Annotated in this window: 20 protein-coding genes; 15 read left to right on the top strand and 5 right to left on the bottom strand. The window is 38.2% G+C overall.

Going from position 1 to position 23,423, the window contains the following annotated elements; genetic code table 11:
* From ABUE20_RS13420 to glmS, 3 genes are all read left to right on the top strand, one after another.
* Positions 1 to 558 carry a GNAT family N-acetyltransferase gene (locus ABUE20_RS13420; protein WP_408620449.1) on the top strand — a complete coding sequence of 186 codons (558 nt, stop codon included), beginning with the start codon at positions 1 to 3 and terminating at the stop codon, positions 556 to 558.
* Positions 559 to 655: 97 nt separating this feature from the next.
* Positions 656 to 1,435, top strand: a complete 780-nt coding sequence (locus ABUE20_RS13415) for a DeoR/GlpR family DNA-binding transcription regulator (protein WP_408620448.1) — start codon at positions 656 to 658, stop codon at positions 1,433 to 1,435.
* A 13-nt stretch (positions 1,436 to 1,448) separates the two neighbouring features.
* Entirely contained in the window at positions 1,449 to 3,281 is a 1,833-nt protein-coding gene (gene glmS, locus ABUE20_RS13410) for a glutamine--fructose-6-phosphate transaminase (isomerizing) (protein WP_408620447.1), read from the top strand.
* A gap of 420 nt (positions 3,282 to 3,701) precedes the next feature.
* Here glmS and ABUE20_RS13405 read toward each other — a convergent pair whose 3' ends face one another.
* Positions 3,702 to 3,833 carry a MerR family DNA-binding transcriptional regulator gene (locus ABUE20_RS13405; protein WP_408620446.1) on the bottom strand — a complete coding sequence of 44 codons (132 nt, stop codon included), beginning with the start codon at positions 3,831 to 3,833 and terminating at the stop codon, positions 3,702 to 3,704.
* Positions 3,834 to 4,252: 419 nt separating this feature from the next.
* Here ABUE20_RS13405 and ABUE20_RS13400 point away from each other — a divergent pair, with 419 nt between their 5' ends.
* From ABUE20_RS13400 to asnB, 3 genes are all read left to right on the top strand, one after another.
* A complete protein-coding gene (locus tag ABUE20_RS13400; protein WP_408620445.1) occupies positions 4,253 to 5,536 on the top strand; it encodes a lipopolysaccharide biosynthesis protein in 1,284 nt (427 codons plus the stop codon).
* 70 nt (positions 5,537 to 5,606) lie between these two features.
* Positions 5,607 to 6,923, top strand: a complete 1,317-nt coding sequence (locus tag ABUE20_RS13395; RefSeq protein ID WP_408620444.1) for a glycosyltransferase family 4 protein — start codon at positions 5,607 to 5,609, stop codon at positions 6,921 to 6,923.
* Complete coding sequence (gene asnB, locus ABUE20_RS13390; RefSeq protein ID WP_408620443.1) at positions 6,916 to 8,730, top strand: asparagine synthase (glutamine-hydrolyzing); 1,815 nt, start codon at positions 6,916 to 6,918, stop codon at positions 8,728 to 8,730. Before ABUE20_RS13395 ends, asnB begins: the two co-directional genes overlap by 8 nt.
* Positions 8,731 to 8,824: 94 nt before the next feature.
* Here the strand turns inward: asnB and ABUE20_RS13385 are convergent, their stop codons facing one another.
* Positions 8,825 to 9,670: a sulfurtransferase gene (locus tag ABUE20_RS13385; protein ID WP_408620442.1), complete on the bottom strand. Its 846-nt coding sequence runs from the start codon at positions 9,668 to 9,670 to the stop codon at positions 8,825 to 8,827.
* 74 nt (positions 9,671 to 9,744) lie between these two features.
* Here ABUE20_RS13385 and ABUE20_RS13380 point away from each other — a divergent pair, with 74 nt between their 5' ends.
* A complete protein-coding gene (locus ABUE20_RS13380) occupies positions 9,745 to 9,918 on the top strand; it encodes a hypothetical protein (protein WP_408620441.1) in 174 nt (57 codons plus the stop codon).
* Positions 9,919 to 10,015: 97 nt separating this feature from the next.
* Here the strand turns inward: ABUE20_RS13380 and ABUE20_RS13375 are convergent, their stop codons facing one another.
* Positions 10,016 to 10,897: a LysR family transcriptional regulator gene (locus ABUE20_RS13375; RefSeq protein WP_408620440.1), complete on the bottom strand. Its 882-nt coding sequence runs from the start codon at positions 10,895 to 10,897 to the stop codon at positions 10,016 to 10,018.
* Between the two features lie 116 nt (positions 10,898 to 11,013).
* On the opposite strand from ABUE20_RS13375, the gene ABUE20_RS13370 reads away from it, so the two are divergent.
* Together ABUE20_RS13370 and ABUE20_RS13365 are read left to right on the top strand one after the other, a co-directional pair.
* Complete coding sequence (locus ABUE20_RS13370; RefSeq protein WP_408620439.1) at positions 11,014 to 11,970, top strand: NADP-dependent oxidoreductase; 957 nt, start codon at positions 11,014 to 11,016, stop codon at positions 11,968 to 11,970.
* Positions 11,971 to 12,282: 312 nt separating this feature from the next.
* On the top strand, positions 12,283 to 14,262 hold the full coding sequence (locus tag ABUE20_RS13365; RefSeq protein WP_408620438.1) for a hybrid sensor histidine kinase/response regulator: 1,980 nt from the start codon (positions 12,283 to 12,285) through the stop codon (positions 14,260 to 14,262).
* Positions 14,263 to 14,288: 26 nt separating this feature from the next.
* On the opposite strand, the gene cqsA is transcribed toward ABUE20_RS13365, so the two are convergent.
* Positions 14,289 to 15,482: an alpha-hydroxyketone-type quorum-sensing autoinducer synthase gene (cqsA, locus tag ABUE20_RS13360; protein WP_408620437.1), complete on the bottom strand. Its 1,194-nt coding sequence runs from the start codon at positions 15,480 to 15,482 to the stop codon at positions 14,289 to 14,291.
* A 367-nt stretch (positions 15,483 to 15,849) separates the two neighbouring features.
* Here cqsA and ABUE20_RS13355 point away from each other — a divergent pair, with 367 nt between their 5' ends.
* On the top strand, positions 15,850 to 16,638 hold the full coding sequence (locus ABUE20_RS13355; protein ID WP_408620436.1) for a DsbA family protein: 789 nt from the start codon (positions 15,850 to 15,852) through the stop codon (positions 16,636 to 16,638).
* 69 nt (positions 16,639 to 16,707) lie between these two features.
* On the opposite strand, the gene deoC is transcribed toward ABUE20_RS13355, so the two are convergent.
* Positions 16,708 to 17,364 carry a deoxyribose-phosphate aldolase gene (gene deoC, locus ABUE20_RS13350; protein WP_408620435.1) on the bottom strand — a complete coding sequence of 219 codons (657 nt, stop codon included), beginning with the start codon at positions 17,362 to 17,364 and terminating at the stop codon, positions 16,708 to 16,710.
* A 331-nt stretch (positions 17,365 to 17,695) separates the two neighbouring features.
* Here deoC and ABUE20_RS13345 point away from each other — a divergent pair, with 331 nt between their 5' ends.
* From ABUE20_RS13345 to cyoB, 5 genes are all read left to right on the top strand, one after another.
* The gene (locus ABUE20_RS13345; RefSeq protein WP_408620434.1) at positions 17,696 to 18,517 is read left to right on the top strand and encodes a nucleoside-specific channel-forming Tsx family protein; all 822 of its coding nucleotides are present in this window, start codon (positions 17,696 to 17,698) and stop codon (positions 18,515 to 18,517) included.
* Positions 18,518 to 18,945: 428 nt separating this feature from the next.
* Positions 18,946 to 19,257 (top strand): putative quinol monooxygenase, encoded by a 312-nt coding sequence (locus tag ABUE20_RS13340; RefSeq protein WP_408620433.1) that lies wholly within the window; start codon positions 18,946 to 18,948, stop codon positions 19,255 to 19,257.
* A gap of 9 nt (positions 19,258 to 19,266) precedes the next feature.
* Entirely contained in the window at positions 19,267 to 19,920 is a 654-nt protein-coding gene (nfsB, locus tag ABUE20_RS13335) for an oxygen-insensitive NAD(P)H nitroreductase (protein ID WP_408620432.1), read from the top strand.
* A 565-nt stretch (positions 19,921 to 20,485) separates the two neighbouring features.
* Positions 20,486 to 21,421 (top strand): ubiquinol oxidase subunit II, encoded by a 936-nt coding sequence (cyoA, locus tag ABUE20_RS13330; RefSeq protein ID WP_408620431.1) that lies wholly within the window; start codon positions 20,486 to 20,488, stop codon positions 21,419 to 21,421.
* Positions 21,422 to 23,422 (top strand): cytochrome o ubiquinol oxidase subunit I, encoded by a 2,001-nt coding sequence (cyoB, locus tag ABUE20_RS13325; protein WP_408620528.1) that lies wholly within the window; start codon positions 21,422 to 21,424, stop codon positions 23,420 to 23,422.
* Position 23,423 lies beyond the last annotated feature (1 nt).

The following is a 23,423-nucleotide window of genomic DNA, read 5'->3' as shown; positions in this document are numbered from 1 at the left end:
TTGTTGCATTTTCAGGTTCAAACACAGCGTTCATTGATTGTGGCGTTAACTCCCGGTCTGGATCGGTTGCTACAAGATTATGTCCAACGCAATAAGACGCATTTAGAGCGATGGGAGCCTCCTCGGAGTGCCCATTATTTTACTCTGAAGGGAACGCAACAGCGGATCCATGATTATCTGCTACAAGCCAGTCAGGGGCAGATTTTGCCTCTAGTGGCGTTGGATCAAAAGCGAGAATCGATTATTGCAACGGTCAATGTTTCCAATATTGTTCGAGGTATTTTTCAGTCAGCCTACTTGGGGTATGGTTTGGATGAACAGTATCAAGGGCAAGGGATCATGACGGAAATTTTAACGGCCGCGATCCCCGCAATTTTTAACGGCCTTAAACTACACCGGCTGATGGCCAATTATATTCCTTCAAATCTGCGCAGTGGCCGGTTGTTAAAACGAGTGGGTTTTGTCGAAGAAGGTTTTGCTCGTGACTATTTGTTTATTGATGGCAAGTGGCAGGATCATATTTTGATGTCCCGTATTAATCCCTCCTTTCATTTCTGATCTGTTTTATTCCTCCTCATTTCAGCTAAAACCATTGATATAAAGTTTCGATTGAATAATAATAACTTTCAAATCGAAACTTTAGTTATCATATTTTATGAGTAAACGAAATATTCAGCAGCGTCGTCGGTTAATTGTCGAGCGAGTCAATGAGCAAGGTGAAGTGAAGGTAGATGACTTAGCCCATTATTTTAATACTTCTGTGGTGACTATCCGTAAAGATCTCGCTGAATTGGAAAGTAACGGTTTGTTGCTCCGCCGTTATGGGGGGGCGATTCCATTGCCAAGTGAATTGTTGATGGATGATAAAAATGAACCAGAAGTTTCGAATCGAAAGAAAATGATTGCCAAAGCCGCTGCAACTTTAATTAAAGATCATCATCGTTTGATCCTAGATTCTGGATCAACGACAGCGGCTTTACTTCCCGAATTATCATCCAAACAGGGATTGGTGGTGATGACCAATTCACTCAGTATCGCGGCATCCCTGCGTGAGTTGGAAAACGAACCCGTGCTGCTGATGACCGGAGGGACCTGGGATCCGCATTCAGAAGCCTTTCAGGGCAAAGTGGCAGAACAGGTTTTACAGTCTTACGACTTTGACCAACTGTTTATTGGGGCCGATGGTATCGATGTTGATCGGGGAACGACGACCTTTAATGAATTATTCGGTTTGAGTCAGGTGATGGCCCAGGTTGCTCGGGAAGTCATTGTGATGGCGGAGTCCGATAAGGTCGGCCGCAAGATGCATAACCTAGAATTGGCATGGGATAAAATATCGGTTTTTGTTACCGATCATCGTTTAACTGAAGACCAACAACAACAGATTGAAGCACACGGAGTTACCGTGATTCGTGCTGCTTGTGACGCTAAATAGAGGCTGATGAACTATGTGTGGAATTGTCGGAGCAGTGGCCCAACGAGATGTGGCTGACATTTTAGTTGAAGGATTACGCCGGTTAGAGTACCGCGGGTATGACTCAGCAGGTATTGCGATTGTGAATTCTGAAGGCGCTCTCACTCGCGTTCGGCGTTTAGGAAAAGTACAAGCGCTGGAAGAGGCTTTAAATACACAGTTTGTCGCTGGGGGAACCGGTATTGCGCATACCCGCTGGGCTACTCATGGTGAGCCGAGTGAAATCAATGCTCATCCTCATGTTTCATGTGAAACGATTGCCGTTGTGCATAATGGCATTATTGAAAACTACCGGGTGATCCGGGATGCACTCATCCAGAAAGGTTATTTGTTTGAGTCGGCAACCGATACCGAAGTCATTGCTCACTTGATCCACGATTTGCTTAAAGCTGATATCTCGTTGCGTGAAGCCGTGCAATTGGCAAGTCAACAGCTCGAAGGCGCCTATGGCATGGCCATTATGGATAAACGGCAGCCTGATCGAATTGTGGTTGCTCGTAGCGGGAGTCCCTTGGTTATCGGTTATGGCTTGGGTGAAAATTTTGTGGCCTCTGATCAGTTGGCTTTATTACCGGTAACCCGTCGATTTGCCTTCTTAGAAGAAGGGGATATTGCCGAGATCACCCGTCATCGTGTTCAAGTTTTTGATCGCGAAGGTCAGCCTGTTGAACGGGCTATCAGCGAATCGAATGCTTCACACGATAGTGGTGATAAGGGTCCGTATAAGCATTTTATGGCTAAAGAGATTTATGAACAGCCGATGGCTTTGCAGCGTACGATGGAAGGGCGAATTCAATCAGGCCATGTACTTGACGATGTCTTTGGTACCGGCTCAGCTGATCTTTTAGCGCATGTTGAACACATTCAGATTGTCGCCTGTGGGACTTCGTATAATGCGGGAATGGTATCGCGTTATTGGTTTGAGGCATTGGCCGATCTCTCTTGTAATGTTGAAATTGCCTCGGAGTTTCGTTATCGCAAATCATTTGTTCCTAGAAATAGTCTACTCGTGACTTTGTCTCAAAGTGGCGAAACAGCCGATACTCTGGCGGCACTGCGGTTGGCTAAAGAGATGGGCTATATGAGCTCACTGACAATTTGTAATGTTGAAGGCTCATCTTTAGTTCGTGAATCAGATATGGCGTATATGATGAAAGCAGGACCGGAGATTGGGGTTGCCTCAACGAAAGCATTTACGGTTCAGCTCACGGCGCTGATGATGCTGGTGGTTGCTATTGGTCGCCATCGGGGTCTGAGTGATGAAAAGCAACAGCAAATTATCTCGGGCTTGTTGGCATTGCCCGCTAAAATTACCCAAACGCTGATGTTGGATAAAGAGATCGAACAACTAGCTGAAGATTTTTCAGATAAGCAACATAGCCTGTTTTTGGGGCGGGGAAGCCAATACCCTATTGCCCTGGAAGGCGCGCTAAAAATGAAAGAGATCTCTTATATTCATGCCGAAGCGTATGCGGCTGGCGAGCTGAAGCATGGCCCGCTAGCACTCATCGATGCTGAGATGCCCATTATCGTCGTTGCCCCGAATAATGAACTGCTGGAAAAACTGAAATCAAACGTTGAAGAAGTGCGGGCACGTGGTGGCCTGTTGTATGTATTTGCGGATAAGGATGCCAACTTTAAAAGCGATGATACGATGAAAGTAATGGATCTCCCGCATGTGGATGAGCTGCTGGCCCCGATTGTGTATACTGTTCCAACGCAGCTTTTAGCCTATCATGTGGCTTTGATTAGAGGAACTGACGTCGATCAGCCGCGCAATCTGGCTAAATCGGTCACGGTTGAATAGGGGATTCAAATATTTCGGATCATTTGTAGAAGAGAAATAAAGAATCATACAAAAATGGCAGTGAGTGCAGTCATTCGTTATTACGCTGCCATTTCTAAATCGAAAAAGCTCCGTCTATGTCTCGGTATCCTATGCTGACGACTTCTGAACCATGCTTGAGATTTGGTGCAAATTTTTGTAATGCTATAGAGCGACTATTCTGACGGAGAGGATGTGCTTATATGTATTGAGATAAAATGAATTTAGATTCGTTTAAGCTAGAAATTATTCGATCTATTTGTTCAACTCTAGAGGCAAATTTTCCTTTCAATTTATCACATATTTGCTCTCCTTTCAGAGGTCCTAAGTGGCATTCTAATATTGGTCTAACGTCCTCATGGTAAATCCTATTTCTTTAAAAAGATTAAATTTATCAATTAGTTATATATCATCCTTGTTAAAACAACGGTAGCCAGAACTAGTGCGTGTCGGTTGTAATAGTTCTTTTTTCTCATAGTAACGAATCATTCTGATACTTACGTTTGTTTTTCTAGATAATTCACTTATTTTCATAATATATCCTTGACTCTAACAACACAATACAAGCTGTAATTCCTGACCCACAGTAAAAATAAGTGGGTTGATCCCGTTGGACTGGATGGGCCAAAAATGGGTCATTTATATTGATGAGATTGATGATGGTTTGATTCGGTGGTTTATGCCGGCTGGATGTTTTAGATGATATGAACGACAATTAATCCTACGTAATCATCATTAAGTCCTAACAAGTTTTCTGGGAGCTGTGACCCTGGGGCGGTAGCCTTCTAAAATTAAAGTTTCGATTGTCTCATGCGGCATCAATGATGGTCAGATCACGCTATGTTAGATATATATTGTAAAAATAGATAGATTTATGGGATTATCTTTTTAGTTGTTATTTTTTAGCAATGATCCATGGGAATAGCTAAATATTATGTTGGTGGATTTTTTAATTGAAAATTACAGAAATAAAAAAAAGATTTATTCAGCTTTTTAGTATTAATATTTTAACAAAAAGCGTAGGGTTTTTACTACTCCCTATTTATTTAAATCTTATGTCACCAGAAGAGTTTGGTAATTATAGCTATGTAATATCTATTGTCGAAGTTATGTTTTTTATTTTTGGTTTTGGACAATATACAACAATAAATCGTTTTTATCATAGCAGTGAATATACAAAAGATGCGTTAGTTGAAAATGTTCAATTAATAGTATTCACATCATTTATATTTTGTTGCTGCATATTAATAATATTTAAAAATTATATATTTAATATATTTCCAAATAATTCGATTAATGATGTTATTTTTTATAGCATGTTGGCTTTATCAATGCTAAGGGCATTAAATCAATTAATTATGGTTTTTTTATATCAATCAGAAAATATTAAAACTGTGCAAATAAAACTTATAGTTGAATTTTTTATTATTAATATATTATCGTTATGTTTTTTATACCTATTACCTTTACCGAAAAATGAATCAAGAATTTTAGCAATGTTGATGAGTTATTTTATAATTATAACTCTATATTATCGATTTTTTATTAAAAAAAATAATTTTAAATTTAAAAATAGAACAATTGAATTTTATAAAAGAGGTGTGATAAATGGTCTTCCTGTTGCGATAGGAAGTTGTTCAAATTTTTTTATAAACTTTGGTGATAGATTAGTAATAGGAAAACTATTAGATAGTTCTTTTTTGGGGATTTTTAGTTTTGCTATAGTAATTGTTAATATTTTGATGTTAATTTTTTATTCGTTTCAAAGTGTCTGGTTACCCTATTTTTTTAAAGAGAAAAATTTAGATATATCATTTAAAAGAGCCTATAAAATTATTTTTATTTTTTTTGGTATATCTATACTGCTAGGTGGGGCATTTTATGCGCTAGTATATATACTGGCAACTTATTTTATCCAACCTATCTATATCAAATCTTTAAGTTTCTTATGGCTGTTAGTATTAGCATCCTTTTTTCAGATCGCGGGTATGATGATGACTGGATTTTATCAAATATATGAAAAAAGTTATATTGCAGTACCCGTAAATACATTATCTGGAGTGCTTAATATTGTTATGAATTATTATTTTACAAACAAATATGGAATTTTAGGGGCTGCGTTGTCTACCGCCATAATTTCTATTATTCTCTTTGTGGCTCATTTTGGGTTAGTTAATTTTTATAAAGGTAGAGGAAATTATGGTGAGTACTTTACAACATGTAAAATAAGTAAATGAATACATATGTTAACTATGTGTTTAATGCTCTTATAAAATAGTATAACTGTTAAGGATAATAGATTTGGTTATGAAAATAGCTCTAATTCATTCTCACTTAGATGGCCGAGGTGGTTCACAGCGATATGTCATTGAAATTGCGAATGGTCTAAAGTGTTTAGGAATGGATGTTGATATATATTGTTATGAATATAATAAAAATATATGTTATCCAGAATTAACATCAGAATTAAATATTCAAAAAGTCCATAGTCGTGAATATAATTTAAATGAAAGTGAAATTAATAAAAAAGATCACATTTTTAAAAATATATTAAAGAAAATATATAAATATAAATCAGTGAAGAAAATAGTTAATGTTTTTGGAATTGATTATTTGTTTTCTTTGTATTCAACTCATAAAAATTCAAAAAAAGTAGCTAGTTTAATTTTTGAAAGTAATACAGATTATGATCTGATTTTTTCTCATGAAGAACCATTATCTGTTTATGCGGCCATAGAATATAAAAAAATTAAGAATATTCCAATCTATTGGTTTTGTTATGATTCTATAGAAAAATGGTTTCTTGAATGGAAGAAAGAGCATCGTAGTTCTTTTATTCGTCACATATTACTTCAGCGGATTTATTTTAAATATGATAAATATATCATAAATAAGTATGTCGATAAGTCAGCGGTGCTTGATCATAGAATGTCTAAAAGATATCAAAAATTATATGGTAAAACTCCTGTGATCAGAAGAGGTGGGATTCCTAAAAATATTATAGATTATAATAAAAAAAATAAAATTAGAGAAAAATTTAATTTATCGGATGATATTACTATCATATTTTTATTAACAAGATTTATTAATTATCGAAGGGTTCATGATATTTTTGATATGTATATGAATTTGGATAATTCTGTTAAAAACAAGGTCTTTATTTATATAAATTCACCCATAACGGATAGATCATATTATCAATGGTGTATTGAAAGTTATCCAGATCTTTTAAATAATGATAATATACAATTAGATTTAGAATTTCCTAAAAATGATGAGGAAATGTATAATATGTATTTGTCCTCAGATATCTTTATCTTCCCCAATGATAATCAAACTTGGGGGCATGCTCCTCTTGAAGCTATGGGATGTGGTACTGCCGTGTTAACTTCAACTGGGTGTGGCATTAGTGAAATTGTCAGAACTATTAGCCCTGAAACGGTTTTTGAAGTCGGAGATACTTTTAAATTAGCTAAGCTAATAGAACATATGATTCATACGAAATTATATAAAAATATAGCTAAACAACAACGAGAGTACGTCGCGAACAATTTAACCTGGGAAAGTATCTGTAAAAACTACATATCTGATTTTAATCATATTTTAGGAAATAAGCATGTGTAGTATATATGGCGGATTAAGCCTAAATTACAAAAAAATAGCCACTATTTTTCCTCGTGAACTACAGCATAGAGGTCCAGATGGTCACGGCATTTATTCTAATGACGTAAAAAATTTGATATTGGGGCATACACGGCTTTCGATCATTGATCTTTCTGATTCTGCAGATCAACCCATGAATGATGAAAATAGTCATCATGTAATTGTATTTAATGGAGAAATCTATAATTATCAAGAAATAAAACACCAACTTATCCTTTTGGGATATAAATTTCGCACCCAATCAGATACAGAGGTCGTGCTCAAAAGTTATATTCATTGGGGTGATGAATGTGTCAATAAATTTAGAGGGATGTTTGCTTTTTGTATTTATGATAAATGTAAAGAACTCCTTTTTTTAGCTAGAGATCGATTTGGGATTAAACCACTTATTTATACCTTTTTAGAAGGGCAGTTTGTTTTTAGCTCAGAATTAAGGCCATTTTTTAAATCGAATTTTATATCTAATAAATTATCTTTAGAAGCCCTTAATGACTATTTTCAATATGGATCAGTCAAACAACCTAATACGATTCTAAATGGTGTTTATCAATTGATGCCGGGTCATTGTATGGTCGTTGGGTTGGATAGAAAGTACAAAATAACACGCTATTATGATTATATAAAAGAGTCGGCAAAACTACCTAAAATTGAAAGTTATGAAGAAGCTATCATCAAGGTACGAGAAGAACTGGATATCGCTACTAGATATCATATGGTTGCAGACGTAGAGGTCGGTGCTTTTTTGAGTGGAGGAGTAGATTCTACAGCTGTTGTCGCAATGATGAAACAATATAGCAAGACACCGATAAATACTTTTAGTGTGGGTTTTAAAAACAAAACGACTATAGAAGATGAAACAGCTATAGCGTCAAGAACAGCTAAGCAACTTGGCTGTTCTCATCATAATATCATGATCGATGAGGCTTATATAGCAAACATTTTTGATGGATTTATAGCTAGTATTGATCAGCCTAGTATTGACGGTATAAATACTTATATCGTGAGTTTTGAAACAGCTAAAGAAATCAAAGTCGCTTTAAGTGGTTTGGGAGGAGATGAAATTTTTGCAGGATACCCTCATTTTAAAATGATTAGCCATTATGCACATAAGAAAGAAGGGGTTATCTCTCTTTTAGCTAAGCAGTTAGAGCATTTACGACCCAATAGATTGACTCAAAAATATAATTATGTAGCTCTTGATGAAGAGCTTGCCTTAGAACAGCAACGCGCGATACATAAAAATGTGCACTCTATTTTATTAAATAAGTTTCCTATTAATAACTGTCCTACATTTCCCAATCTTTCATCAACTCAAAGAATCAGTAAAGCAGAGATAGATGGTTATATGCTCAATACGTTGCTTAGAGATAATGATGTAACGAGTATGGCTCACTCTTTGGAACTTCGCCCGGTACTCCTTGATCATAAACTCGTTGAATTGGCTTTTAGCCTCAGCGATAACTTTAAAATTAGAAATGGTACATTAAAATCAGTTTTTATTGATAGTGTAAAAGACATTATACCTATTGAAGTTTGGAATAGGAAAAAAACAGGCTTTGAGATGCCCTATTCTCATTGGATGAATGGCATATTAAATAATCATTTTAAAGACGTTATTCATGGTGAAATCGCATTAAATATTTTTTCATCGAGTTATTTAAGTAATTTAAAGAATCGAGTTGTAAATAAAAAATTGAAAAGAAATGACTGGGCAATTTTTATCTTCTTATGTTGGCTGGAAAAATTTCCTTTAGAATTATCTCATTAATGGGGTTGTGAATCGTTATGGATGGGTGAAACGATATCTTATGCAGATATCGTTTCATATGATCATTTATAACGGAGTTATCGACTAAAGGATGTCATTCTGTCGCAATCGGAAGTGACGAATCGGCTCCCCATTCGCTCCATGAGCCATCATATAAACAGCATTTTTCTAATCCACATTCACAGGCCGCTAAAAGCACGATACAGGCTGTAATTCCTGAGCCACAGTAAAAATAAGTGGGTTGATCCAATTGGACATGATGAGCCCAAAACAAGTCGTTTAATTCTGAGCGAGGTTTGTAGCAGCCTTGATCCAAGAGCGATTCAAACGGAATGTTGATGGCACTTGGAATATGGCCGGAGCGTAATCCTGCCCGAGGTTCTGGTTCAGCTGCGGTAAATCGTCCATGACTACGGGCATCAATAATGGTGGCCTGATGATTTTGTGAAACCGAGTTAATGTGTTCTTTATCGCAGATAAAGTGTTGCTGATAGTGTCCTTGCCAATTTGATGGTGTTGCCTGAATGGTCGATGCTTCTGTGGTGACGGGTTTCTTTTCAGCAAGCCATTTTGGTAATCCCCCATTTAAGACAAAAACCTGTTCATGTCCCATCATTTTAAACATCCACCACCCTCTTGGGGCCGAGTAAATTCCGTGAGCATCATAGATCACGACCACTGAATCCTGAGAAATACCTAAATGCTGTACGAGCTTTTGGAACTCATGGTCGCTGATCATGGTGTGGGGAATAGTCGAATCCTGACGAGAAAAAGCATTCTCGATATCAAGAAACACGGCTCCGGGAATGTATTTTCGATCGGATATTGGGGCCGCATCCGTATTTTTCTGCACCAGTTCTATGGTAGCGTCCAGAATGACTAAATCAGGATCATGTAAATGATCATTTAACCAGTTTGTAGTGACAAGGTTACTATTCAATGTTTATCTCCTCGATCCATTTGATGATTTTTGCAGTGATCTGAGCTTGAGCCCTTCGACATGAGATGTTGTTTATGGAGGAGCTCTATACGGCCCAACATCAGCCTGATTTAAATCAAGGTCAGATGTTGTCTCACCCGTTCATTGAAACGAATGCTGAACATGGTTGCACCCTGCTGGCTTCGTTCATGGATACCACTGGCGAGAGCTTATGCGAACGCGTTGAATGGAACAAAATCCAATCATAAAAGCTCAACTGCTCTTAGTCCATATTCCCTGTTTAGGAATAACAGTAGGGAGATTTATATCTTCCAACATGTATTTAATTATGAGTTCTACCACGCATTATTTGCTGGTTATTTTATTTTCAAATTCAGACACAATGATATCAATCAATGCCTGGATTCGTGGATCCGGATGCATTTGAGGATGAACAACGAGCCAGATATCTTTAGTTTCTGTACACGTTGGAAGAATTTGGATTAAATCTGGATGATTATCGGCGACAATATCGATGGAAATAACGCCGATCCCGAGCCCTCGGCAAATGGCTTCGATGTATAAGCTTTGGGAGTCAGTTTCAAGAGCAATCTGGGCTTGTGTTAATGATTCGCCGCAGAGTGATTGCCAGTATCCCGGGAGTGTTTTTCTGTTATACATGACGAGGTGATGGCCAGAAAAAGCATGACCTTTCTTGGGGATCCCATATCGATTTAAATATGATTGGCTTGCAAAGATACCCAGGGTTGTCTGACATAGATGACGGATAATCAGTCCGTTATCTGTTGGTCGCTCGCTACGAATAGCCATATCGATATCTTCATAGCGTATGTCTGCGATTTTAATATTCGATGAAATAATGACGTTTATTTGGGGATACTTATTTCTAAGTCGGACAGCGGCATTCAGTGTGAAATAGTGGGCGAGTACATCCGTCGTCGCAATATGGATCGGACCCGAGAGCATGGGATCGATGCTATTGAGTTTGTGAGTCATATTCAGTGTCGCTAATTCCATGGCTTTTACTTCAGGAAGCAATGCTAAACCCGCCTCAGTTAGCGTGTATCCTTCTGGGTATCGCTTAAATAATAAAATCCCCATTTCTTTTTCAAGTTTCTGTAAGCGACGGGCAACCGTGGCTTGATCCACTTTCAACTCGGCCGCAGTGGCTCGGGCACTTCCTGTGCGAGCAATGGTTAAAAAGTAGCGTAAATTATCCCAGTTCATTTTTTGTTGCCTATCTGCATTATTGCAGCAGTATAAGGTGTTATTGCTGCATTTTAACAGTTATGACACCCGTTTATGATCCCTAGCTTGTTATTATATTTAAACGAGGGATCTACATGAAAGCCATTGTTGTGACTGCTTTTGGGGCGCTAGATAAGCTTCAGCTAGCTGAAGTCGCTATTCCTGAAATATTGCCTAACCAAGTTTTAGTGCGGGTTGAGGCTACAAGTATTAATCCTATCGACATTAAAACTCGAATAGGACAGGGCGCGGCCAATCATTTTGAGGTGAAACCGCCATTTATTTTGGGGTGGGACCTATCCGGACAAGTGGTCGGCTGTGGTTCTGATGTCACTGAATTTATGCTGGGGGATCACGTTTTTGGCTGTGTTGGTTTTCCTGGACTTGGGCAAACGCATGCCGAATATGTGGCTGTTTTTGCGAGTCACTTAGCGCATAAGCCGGAATCTATTTCTCATTTGGTTTGTGCGGCGGCTTCAATGACGGGGTTGACGGCTTGGCAAGCTTTAACCAGAAACGCTCAACTCCAGCAAGGTGATAAGGTTTTGATCTATGGGGCATCCGGTGGTGTGGGGTACATGGCTGTGCAAATAGCCGTTTCATTAGGTGCTGAAGTTGTGGGGGTTTCATCCATGATGAAAATGAATACTGTTTTGGCTGCGGGGGCGCATCATTGTTTGGGCTATGAAAATACCGATGGATCTTTATATCCTCATGATTTTGATTTTATTTTAGATTGTGTCGGTGGTGAAAATACGCTTCACTTACTAAAATATCTAAAACGAGGAGGGACTTTAGTATCATTGTTGCCGCATCAGTTTGATATTGGTTCGATAGCCCGACAACAGGATAAAAATTTTTATTTTGTACTGATGCAATCGAATTATTTAGATATGCAACAAATTGCTACATTGCTTGCTCGTCATATCATTCTTCCTAAACTCTCTGAAATATATTGTTTTTCTGATTTTCAGCAAGCCTATTCATTATTAGAAAGTCATCAGGCATTTGGTAAAGTTGTGTTAATTCCCAATGATCAAGAAACTCTGTGAACGATTTGAATGGGTTATGAAAAGGTATTTTATCTAAAAGAATAAAATTTAGGAGTGACTTAGACAGATTTAAGTTAAGTGAGAATACTATTTTATGCTATGAGATTGCATATTTATTTCATATTTATTTCATATAATTGCATTTTGAGACATGAAATAGATGAAATAGGTTATATAAACAACTTATTTTAGGGTTAAATTCTAAAAAAGTTATGATGGGAATGTCCTTGATAGGATATGGATTATAAGAGAAATAGCATTAATGTTTTTTTTGTCAAAAAAATAAAGTAGAATTCACCATGGATTCAATGGGTGAAATTGAATGACATGGGTGCTATAAAAAAAATTTATACAACTTCAGAGTCAAATTTGTCAGTTATCGGATGGCTTGGTGTTACAGGTTATCCGATTTATTACTATGTCTGGCATTATTTATATCCGCAACCCTATGACTCCCTAATTATCCGATTGATTTGTTCTTTATTATTTTTCCCCTTAGCTATTCATAAATATTTACCATCAAAACTCAATGAATATAAACCTTATTACTATGTTATTGTCATGGGGATAGGGTTACCTTTTTTCTTTAGCTTTATGATGTTTATGAATCATTGGTCCGACGTTTGGGCTATGTCATTGATGGCTGCTTTATTTCTTCATATATTGACTATTTATGATACACGGATATTACTCACTCAATCTGTAATATCTTTTTTGATCTCTTATTTATTTAGCTGGATGATTCAAGGGAATGCTGTTTTAGACGAGGTTAAATGGCAGTATATACCTATTTTCCTTTTCTCTTATATATTCGGTAATTTGTGCTACACTAAAAATAAATCAAAAAGTGAAACGAAAATATCAACGACCAAATCTTTTGGTGTTGGAATTGCTCATGAAATGAGAAATCCGTTAAGTGCATTAAAGCATTCATTATATTTATTTCAAGATTTAGTTAAAAATAAAGAAAAAAATAGATATGAGTTAGATAAAGTTTTGTCTGAATCTATTCAAACGATTGATGATGCATTAGAAACAATCGAAATTTTATTAATGTCCATTGATGAAACCCGGATATCTATAGATAACTTCAAAATAAATTCTATTAAAAAAACTTTAGATAAAGCTGTCCAATCATTTGGATATAAAAATAACAAAGATAAAGAATTAATAAAAATTAAGATAGAAGATGATTTTGAGTATTTAGGCAGTGAGAGTTTACTGATATATACAATATTTAATTTAATGAAAAATTCTTTTTACTATAAGAAAAATAATGAATTTATGATTAATATATATGTATATAATAGAGGAGATACCAATCATTTAATCTTTTTAGATAATGGAAAGGGTATCCATGAAGACGAACAAAAGTTCATTTTTGATGATTTTTATACAAATGGGAAAACTAATGGTTTTGGATTAGGATTACCCTTCTGTAAAAGGGTTATGAGTGCTTTTTGCGGTGATATTTTTTGTCATTCGGTATATGGTGAATGGACCGAGTTTGAGTTGGTTTTTCCTGCTCACGGAACTAAAAAACAGCGTAAACTTATAAATTCTATAATGGATAAGAAAAGTATTATATATTTAAGAAATACGTTGTCATCCTATTCTACAGCAGTAAATAAATTATTGAGTAATGAATGCGTTAATTATAGTTGTTTTGACATAATGGATGTCCAATCAAATTTATATAAGAAAAATAATGACTTATATATAGTTGATTTAGATAGAGTCACGTCTGAAATTTATAATAATATTAGCAAGTGCAATAGAGTTATTTATCTGACAGATGATGAACGAAAAATTAATAAATATGTTTTTAAATATGAAGATTTTATTGATAATAGTCGAAAAATAATTTTTAAAATGTTATTTTCAAATAAAAAAACAAATAACGTTAATAATGACAATTATAGTCATGATTATAAAAAGGTACTGGTTGTTGACGATAATCGTTCTATTTTAAATTTAACATCATTATTACTTAAACATAATGGATATATTGCTTATCAAGCGATGCAAGGTGATGAAGCAATTCATATTTTAGATGAAGAAGATGTCGATATTATTATAATGGATTTAGAAATGCCTGTAATGAATGGCATTGAAATTACTAAAATAATTCGTAGATCAGATAAACATTATAATACTATTCCTATTATAGGTCATACTGGAGATGATCAACAGTCAACGATTGAAAAATTAATAGCATCCGGGATGAATGATTATTTGATTAAACCATCGACAAAAGAACAATTAGTCAATAAATTACAATTGTGGATATAGCCCTGGATTTCCAGGGCTATAAATTATTATTTAATGTACAAGTGTTCTGAATGAATAGCTGAATAACAGGTGCTTAATATTTTATCTATTTGGGCATCGGTTAAAGAGCTGTTTACAGAAAAGCGAATAATACTGTGTTTGGGTGAGGTTGCCGGCCGACAAAATATTGAACCAAACACCCCATTTTTTTCTAAATATTTTCTGACTTCATAGGTATTGTCTTCTTCTCCTGTTTCGATAGAAATAATCTGTGATTCACTTCGAATGGTGATCCCTAGGTCTCGGAATCCAGCTCTTAGTTTTTGTGACTGTTTGAATAGATATGAACGAGCATCATCCATGGATTGGATGACATGTAGCGTTTTTTCTAACACATCCAGTTCGTATGGCAACATGGTGGAGCTGAATATAGCGGGATATCCAACGTAGGGAATGCATTGGGTGAAATTATTATTAGCCCAGACCGCACCAGCCCGATAAGCAAATGTTTTTGCCAGACTGGCTGTCATAAAATCGACTTCCGATGACAGATTGAGTTCATCTAATATCCCTGCGCCATGTTTACCATAAACACCCAGCGAGTGGGATTCATCAATTACAGTGGCACAATTATATTTTTTAGCGATAGCAACGAGTTCCACTAACGGGGCAATTGTTCCAACGGTGCTATAGACTGAATCAACGATGATGATTCCAGGGCCATTGCGTTTAATCATTTTTTCGAGATGCCGCATATTATTATGCAGAAATGGAGTGATTTTGGCTCCACCGCTGCGAGCCCCTTCCCAAAGAGACATATGTGCCAGAAAATCGATGTAGACATTCACATCTTCGGTACAGATGGTTTGGAGTAAGGAGGTATTGGCGCTCCATCCTGATTGAAACAACAGACAATTATCAAAATTAACATAGCTTGATAATTGCTTTTCAAGGGTTGGTTTACTATCATCTTTATGAACGAATACAGCTGACATCAAAATGCTTTCGTTGCAGAGATCGACTGATTTTTTAAGTGTCTCTCTGATAGCGGTATTATTAGCTAGTGATAAGTAGTCATTGGATTGTAAAACAACATCGCCGACTTTAGGCTTATCTCCAACGACTAGATGTTGATCATCATATTTAATTAAGTCTTTTAGATAAAAATCTAAACTTGTTTGTAAAAATGAGGGTAGTTCTTTTTTATTAGTACTCATGGTTTTCTCCATTTTAAAAGGCATGATTGCCTATGACATCCTAAGATGATTGCTTATCTATTTTTAGGTTAATAAGCAAAAATGGAGATATATATTGCTAATGAATATATAAAATATCTTTTTAGGGGTGTTTTTGTGGGTATAGATATATGGCTAATCAGTAAAACATTTGATTGTGAAGACTCTCCGTATTAAATGATAGATAAAGATGTAACTTATTAATTATAAATAAAATTTATAATTAATATATTTGTGATTTAATCATATCTATATAAATATTAATAATATATTCGTTATTTATTGGATGAATCGCTTTTTTGAATTTTATAATTGTGTTTACTCTTCCTTATCGATATGGTATTCCAAATATTTCCCTACAGAGTTTATGATAATGAATCGATTGAAGTTATCCGTGGCTGTTTCGGCAATGGTTGTCTCGTCAACCCTGGTTGCTGCTGATGCAGCGGTGACAAATTTCACGCCTGAGCAACAGCAGCAAATCGGTAAAATAGCTGCGGATTATTTGCTAGAACACCCAGAGGTCTTACTTCAGGCCAGCCAGAAATTACAGCAGATGCAACAGCAACAGCAACAGGCTCAACTCACATCTCAAGCGGTAAGCATGCATCATCAGCTGATGGCATTAGAGCAAATTCCTCATGTGGGACCCGCTGATGCGAAAGTAACTGTTACTGAATTTTTTGATTATCAGTGTTACTACTGCAGCCAGATGGCCCCTGAGATTGAAAAACTTGTGAAGGCCAATCCGAAGGTGAAATTTATTTTTAGAGACTGGCCTATTTTTGCTTCACGCTGGGAAAGTTCTGCAACTGCAGCATTTACAGGGCTGGAGGTCTGGAAGCAAAAAGGTGCAGATGCGTATTTAAGTTATCATAATGGCATCTATCAGACGGGCCACAATGAAGGTAAATTGACGAAAGCGGATATTGAGTCAGTTGCTGATAAAGCTTTAGGAAGCTCTTTAGGTTCTGTTCCAAGTAAAGCGTATCGTTCGGTGATCGCTCATAACTATATGCTGGCGCAGAGTATCGGCTTTAAGGGGACGCCTGCATTTATCGTGATGCCCGCAAAAGGGGCCTCGGTGGAGAACACTTCTGTTGTTGCTGGTGCAGCGCCAGCCGCTGTTTTACAGCAAGCCATTGATAAAGCGGCACAGTAGAATTGATCTATTCAAATCCGCTTTTGCGGATTTGAATAGCAATACAATATCGAATCCCGATCCAATCCATTAGGATTTTATAATCTCGATACCTGAGCTGGTTCCGATGCGAGTTGCACCAGCTTGGATCATTGCATCCGTTTTTTCCCTTGAACGGATCCCCCCTGATGCTTTAACGCCCATTTTGGGGCCGACGGTATTTCGCATGAGCTGAACGGCTTCAACGGTGGCACCGCCAGTGCTAAAGCCCGTTGATGTTTTCACAAAAGCGACTTCCAGATCGCTGCATATTTGACAGCAATGAATAATCTCTTCTTGGGTGAGCAGACACGTTTCGAGAATGACTTTTAGAGGAACCTGCTGGCAAGCTGCTTTCACGGCGGCAATATCTTGTTGGAGTTCATCCCACAGAGCGCTTTTTAGCCAGCCTACGTTAATGACCATATCGATTTCTTGTGCTCCGGCTGCAATCGCTTGTTGAGCTTCATAGACCTTGACTTGGGTCATACAGGCCCCTAAGGGAAAACCGATCACGGAGCATACTTTCACCTCACTGTTTTTTAAACGCTGGGCGGCTTGAGCAACATAACCACTATTAATACAGACCGCATAGAATTGATGCTGAATGGCTTGATCACAGAGTTCATCGATCATGGAGACGGTTGCATCCATTTTAAGCAATGTGTGATCGATATAACTGGCATAATTTATGAATTCTTTTGTCATGGCGATGTGACTCTTTGGATAAGGGAGACCATTGTACACCCATGATACAGAAGTCATGTGAATACTAAAATCAGGTAATTTATACGTTATATGAGAGTGTGTTTATATAATTAAATTTTATTAATTTTCATGTTAAAAACTAATTGCAAAATTATGATAAAGATGTGAAATATTTATAGGGATCCATCGTTTTGTCCGTTATCGTGGCATTGATATTTCCTTTTCCGATGATAAAATGCGCGGCCGTCACTGATGTTTCGTGTGTTAAATCACATTTCTTTCTCTCTCTTTTAAAAGGACTTGATCGAGTCGATCGATCGAATTAAACAATATGAAATATTTAGCTCTAATACTAACTATGATCTGTTCAGTGAGTTTTGCCGCTGAAAGCACACCCTCTGAAAAAAAAGATATTCACGCCAAAGATTATCGTTGGATGCAATTCAATTTAATGTATGCCGTGAATGAATTGCCCTATCGCGGTGATGGTCACAATACGCATGATTATCTTGAAATGGAATTCGGTGGGCGTTCAGGTGTGGTCGATTTATATGGTTATCTCGATATATTTAACCTGAGAAACTCAAAGGATAGTGATAAATATGGTAGCCCGCGTCAATTTTTAAAATTCGCCCCTCGTTTTTCTTTAAATGATCTTACAGGAAAAGATCTTAGCTTTGGTCCAGTTAAAGAAGTTTATATTGCGACGCTCACGAATGCTAATGGGGGCAATGCCGCAGATAAAGGAACTGATACCTATGAAACTCAAGTGGGCTTCGGGGTTGACCTTACCGTTCCGGGATTAGATCGTTCAAGCTTAAATCTCTATAAACGCTATGTTTGGACCGATCATGAATGGAATGGCTATCAGGTTTCCGGTAACTGGGGAAAATCTTTATATACCTTTGATAATGGGATGACATTGCAATACGGAGGGTATTTAGATTATTTGTTTAGTGCTAAACATGGTAATTCAGCTGTCAATGTTTCAAATGGTGGTGATCTTTATAATGGATTATTCCTAGTGAAAGATCATTGGTCTATTGGCTATGGTTTGAAATTATTTAAAACTATTTATGGTCTTAAAAATGGAGGGCTTGCGGGTCGTTCTACTGGTGCAGGGCATTATTTTAGTATTACTTATAAAATGTAACTGTCACTATTGTTCAGCAAGACCCGGAAGGGCTTGCTGATTTATACTGTCTTACTCATGGCGTATAAATAAGATCGAATTTTCCTCAATATTGTCCTTCATTTTCGGTCTCGGTTTTATTTAGATTGTTATATCCGGAATTTGTTGGATTTTAGTTTGGCTGATGATGAGCCAATTTCTATATCTTTGGCTATTTATTCTATTCATTTCAAGTGCATGGGCTTGAATACGTTCAATAGTCGTAAAGAACAGGATGTTATAGGTTCTGTATCGGAATTATAATGATGGATCCGTATTGGTTATTTTTACTGCAATCTGTTTTTAAATTTGATAAGAGCCGTGGTATAGCGTATAGATTTCCCACAAATATTTATCGGTTTGCAGTAAAGTGAATTGTCAATATTAACCCACAATTATAGAGGTTCATCATGTCAAATGCTTTAGATTCTGCGATTCACGTTGTGGCCATTGCACAGGCTAAACCTGGATCAGAACAGCAAGTTAAACAAATTTTGCTTGGAATTGTATCCAAAGTCCGTAAAGAACCAGGATGTTTAGGTTATCAGTTACACCAGAACCGAGAAGATGCGCAGCAATTCGTATTTGTTGAAGCCTGGCAAGATGCCAGCGCATTGAGTGTTCATGGTCAAACCCGTTATTTTCAACAGATGCTTGAAGATGTTGAACCGTATTTGGCACAGCCATTAACAGTTCATCAACTTGAACGTATTGAACCGTAAGGAGCGTTCATGAATCCGGTTAAGTTAGCAAGTACTCGCTATACCACAAAAGCATATGATGCATCTCGTAAAATCCCTCAGGAACAAGTGGATGAATTATTAGCTTGTCTGCGGTTAAGCCCTTCTTCAGTGAACTCTCAACCCTGGCATTTCTTGGTTGCCAGTGATGATCGTGCTAAAGCACGTATTGCCAAAGCGACTCAGGGGGTCTCGGCTTATAACGCCCCGAAAATAATGAATGCCTCTCATGTGGTGGTTTTGTGTACGAGAACCACATTAGATGATGCGCATCTTAATGCTATTTTGAACAAAGAGCAGCAAGATGGACGTTATGCTACTGAAGAGGCCCGAATTGGAATGGCAAAAGGGCGTCAAGGGTATGTGGATTTGCATAAGTATGTGCATAAGGATTTGCAATACTGGATGGAAAAACAGACTTACATCGCGCTGGGGGGATTACTTTGGAGCGCTAGTGCGCTGGGAATTGATGCCACACCTATCGAAGGTGCTGATTTTCGGGTTTTAGATCAGGAGTTTGATCTGAATCGCCGTGATTTGAGTGCGACGGTGATTGTCGCGTTGGGCTATCATAGTGAGCAGGATAGTAATGCGGCTTTGCCTAAATCCCGCCTTGCGTCGGATCAAGTCATCGAAATTATCTAAGTGCTTTTAAAGATGCGGTCTAATATTGATTGGGTCGCTCAATTTATATAACCTGCTTTGATGGGGCTAAATTCAATGTATTGCAACAGTTTAAAGCAGGTTTTGTTCATTTTACCAATAGCTTACAACAGGTAACCACAGAAAATAATTGTTCTTGGTTGCTTCTGTTCGATTTAATTTCCCCCTTTCGCTTGGTTTTTATCTTTTTTCGAAATTGATTATTTTTACCGATGGGTGACATGTGTTTAAAAATTAAACAAGCTAGTTACTATCTCACAGAATTTTGATGGCATCCGTGAAAGAAGAATAGATCAACCCCTTAAAGATGTTATAATTGTGTGTCTTTATTTATCTTTAAGTTAAATATTTTGATGTCTTTTTAAGTATTGTGAATGCACTGCTCCGATTAGTACCGCTTTAAGTGTTAGGTAGTTTTGCTATTTTGCGTTCATTGACAATACTTAGCTACAGACGTGTCTGTAATGCGGGTTTAGTGGGCTTAGGGCTAAGACTCTGAGAATTCCATAATAAATGCGCTGCTTATCTATCTAGCAAGGGTTGTAACATGAGACAAGGAATCTTTCTGAAACTCTATCGGATGCTGTTTGTCGGACTTGCCCTCTTTTTGACCGGGTGTCAGGGAGGCATTTTCGATCCAAAAGGCCAGGTGGGGGTTGAGGAAAAAAATCTAATTATTACAGCAACTATTCTGATGTTACTGGTGGTGATCCCCGTCATCATCTTAACACTCGTTTTTGCCTGGAAGTATCGGGCCTCCAATACCAATGCTCGCTATGAACCGAAATGGTCTCATTCCAGCAAAATTGAATTGTTTTGCTGGGGTATTCCGATCGTCATTATTATCGTGCTGGGATCGATTACCTGGATTTCAACACATAAGTTAGATCCTTACCGGCCGTTGGATGTTAAAGAAGGGACACCGACCCTTGAAATTCAAGCGGTCTCTCTGGATTGGAAATGGTTGTTCATTTATCCCGAGCAAGGGATAGCGACGGTCAATCAGGTGGTCTTCCCTAAAGATACACAGATCCGTTTCCGAGTCACTTCACAATCGGTGATGAACTCATTCTTTATCCCACAGTTAGGAAGCCAGATCTATTCGATGGCCATGATGGAAACCAAATTACATCTGATTGCTAATGAAGCCGGCACCTTTGATGGTATGTCGTCTAATTACAGTGGTGAAGGTTTCTCCGGAATGAAATTCAAAGCCATTGCGACCCCGAGCGAAGCCGATTTTGAAAAATGGGTTAATCAAGTTCGTCAGTCTAATCATGTGCTGAATGATGCAACCTATCAGGCGTTGGCGAAGCCGTCAGAAAACCATTTAGTGGAATATTTCTCTGCCGTGAAACCGAATCTGTTCTCTCAGATCGTTCACCAATATATGAATATGCCTGCCATGAAGAAAATGCCTCAGGCTTCCATGGAGATGCATCAGGCATCGCCATTGGCAGAAGAATCAGCAGGTAAGGAGTAAATCATAATGTTTGGAAAATTAACGCTCGATGCAGTTCCCTGGCATGTGCCGATTGTCATGGGAACGCTTAGTGTCGTTGTCATTTTAGGGATCGCTCTGGTCGCTGCCATCACCTATTACAAAAAATGGGGGATCTTGTGGCATAACTGGCTCACCAGTGTGGATCATAAACGAATTGGTGTCATGTACATTGCGGTTGCCTTAGTGATGCTGATCCGTGGCTTTGCCGATGCCATCATGATGCGAACTCAGTTGGCTATGGCAACCGATGGCGGGGCCGGATATTTGCCTCCTGAACATTATGACCAGATTTTCTCGGCGCATGGTGTGATCATGATTATCTTCATGGCAATGCCGATGATGATTGGATTGATGAACATCGTGTTACCTCTGCAGATTGGGGCGCGGGATGTGGCATTCCCATTCTTGAACTCGCTGAGTTTTTACCTGTTTGTCGCGGGAGCGCTCCTGGTGAATATTTCATTGGGCGTCGGCGAGTTTGCTCGTACTGGCTGGACGGCGTATCCACCGTTGTCGGAGTTGACGTACAGTCCCGGGGTGGGGGTCGATTACTATATTTGGGCCTTACAGATATCCGGGATTGGAACGACCCTGACCGGGATTAACTTCCTGGTCACCGTGTTGAAGATGCGAGCTCCAACCATGAAGCTGATGCAGATGCCTGTGTTCACTTGGGCTTGTACTTGGGCGAACGTGCTGATTGTTGCTTCATTCCCTATTTTGACCGGAGCTTTAGGGCTACTCACTCTGGATCGTTATCTTGATTTCCACTTCTTTACCAATACCGGGGGTGGGAACTCGATGATGTATATCAACCTGTTCTGGGCTTGGGGACATCCGGAAGTTTACATTCTGGTCTTGCCGGCCTTCGGGATTTTTTCGGAGATTGTACCAACCTTCAGCAGTAAGCGGTTGTTTGGTTATACATCGATGGTCTGGGCGACTGGTTCCATTGCGTTTCTCGGTTTTATTGTGTGGCTGCACCATTTCTTCACCATGGGCTCCGGTGCCAACGTCAACGCTTTCTTTGGGGTGATGACGATGATTATTGCGGTGCCAACCGGGGTTAAGCTCTTTAACTGGTTATTTACCATGTTTAGGGGGCGGATCCGCTTTGCAACACCGATGTATTGGACCATTGGCTTTATGGTGACGTTTTCTATCGGTGGGATGACCGGGGTCTTGTTAGCGGTGCCCGGAGCCGATTTCTTATTGCATAACAGTTTGTTCCTGATTGCGCATTTCCATAACACCATTATCGGTGGGGCGGTATTCGGTTATCTGGCGGGTGTTTCTTACTGGTTCCCGAAAGTATTTGGTTACAAATTGAATGAAAAACTGGGACGTCGTGCGTTCTGGTTCTGGCTAATTGGTTTCTATTTCTCATTTATGCCGCTGTATGTACTGGGCTTCTTAGGCATGACTCGACGTTTGAATCATACCAATAACCCAGAATGGACCCCGTGGCTGATGGTGGCTGGTTTTGGGGCGTTCTTGATCTTAATTGGAATTGTGCATCAGTTGCTGATGTTCTATGTCAGTTATAAACAGCGCCATGAAAATCGGGATGAAACCGGTGACCCTTGGGATGGTCGGACATTGGAATGGTCTTTGTCATCACCACCACCACATTATAACTTTGCGCAAACCCCAGTTATTCACGATTTAGATGAATTCGATGGGATGAAAGAACGGGGAGAGGCGTATCAGAAACTGAAACACTATCAGCCGATCCATATGCCGAAAAATACCACCGCAGGGGTTTATATCGGTATCGGTTCAACCGTGCTTGGGTTTGCGATGATCTGGCATATCTGGTGGTTAGCTATCGTTGGGTTGTTAGGGATCGTCGGTGCGTTCTTGATACGTGCTTATGACAACGATAAAGATTATTACGTCCAGCCGGAAGAGGTTGATATCTGTGAGTCTGCTCATCTTGAAAAAGTACATCAGGCAGGCCTGATGAAGAGCAATGTTTAAG

Source organism: Celerinatantimonas marina (genome assembly GCF_046054165.1).
GTDB lineage: Bacteria > Pseudomonadota > Gammaproteobacteria > Enterobacterales > Celerinatantimonadaceae > Celerinatantimonas.
The sequence above is the reverse complement of the archived record's forward strand: the minus strand, read 5'-3'. Positions and strand labels throughout refer to the sequence as shown.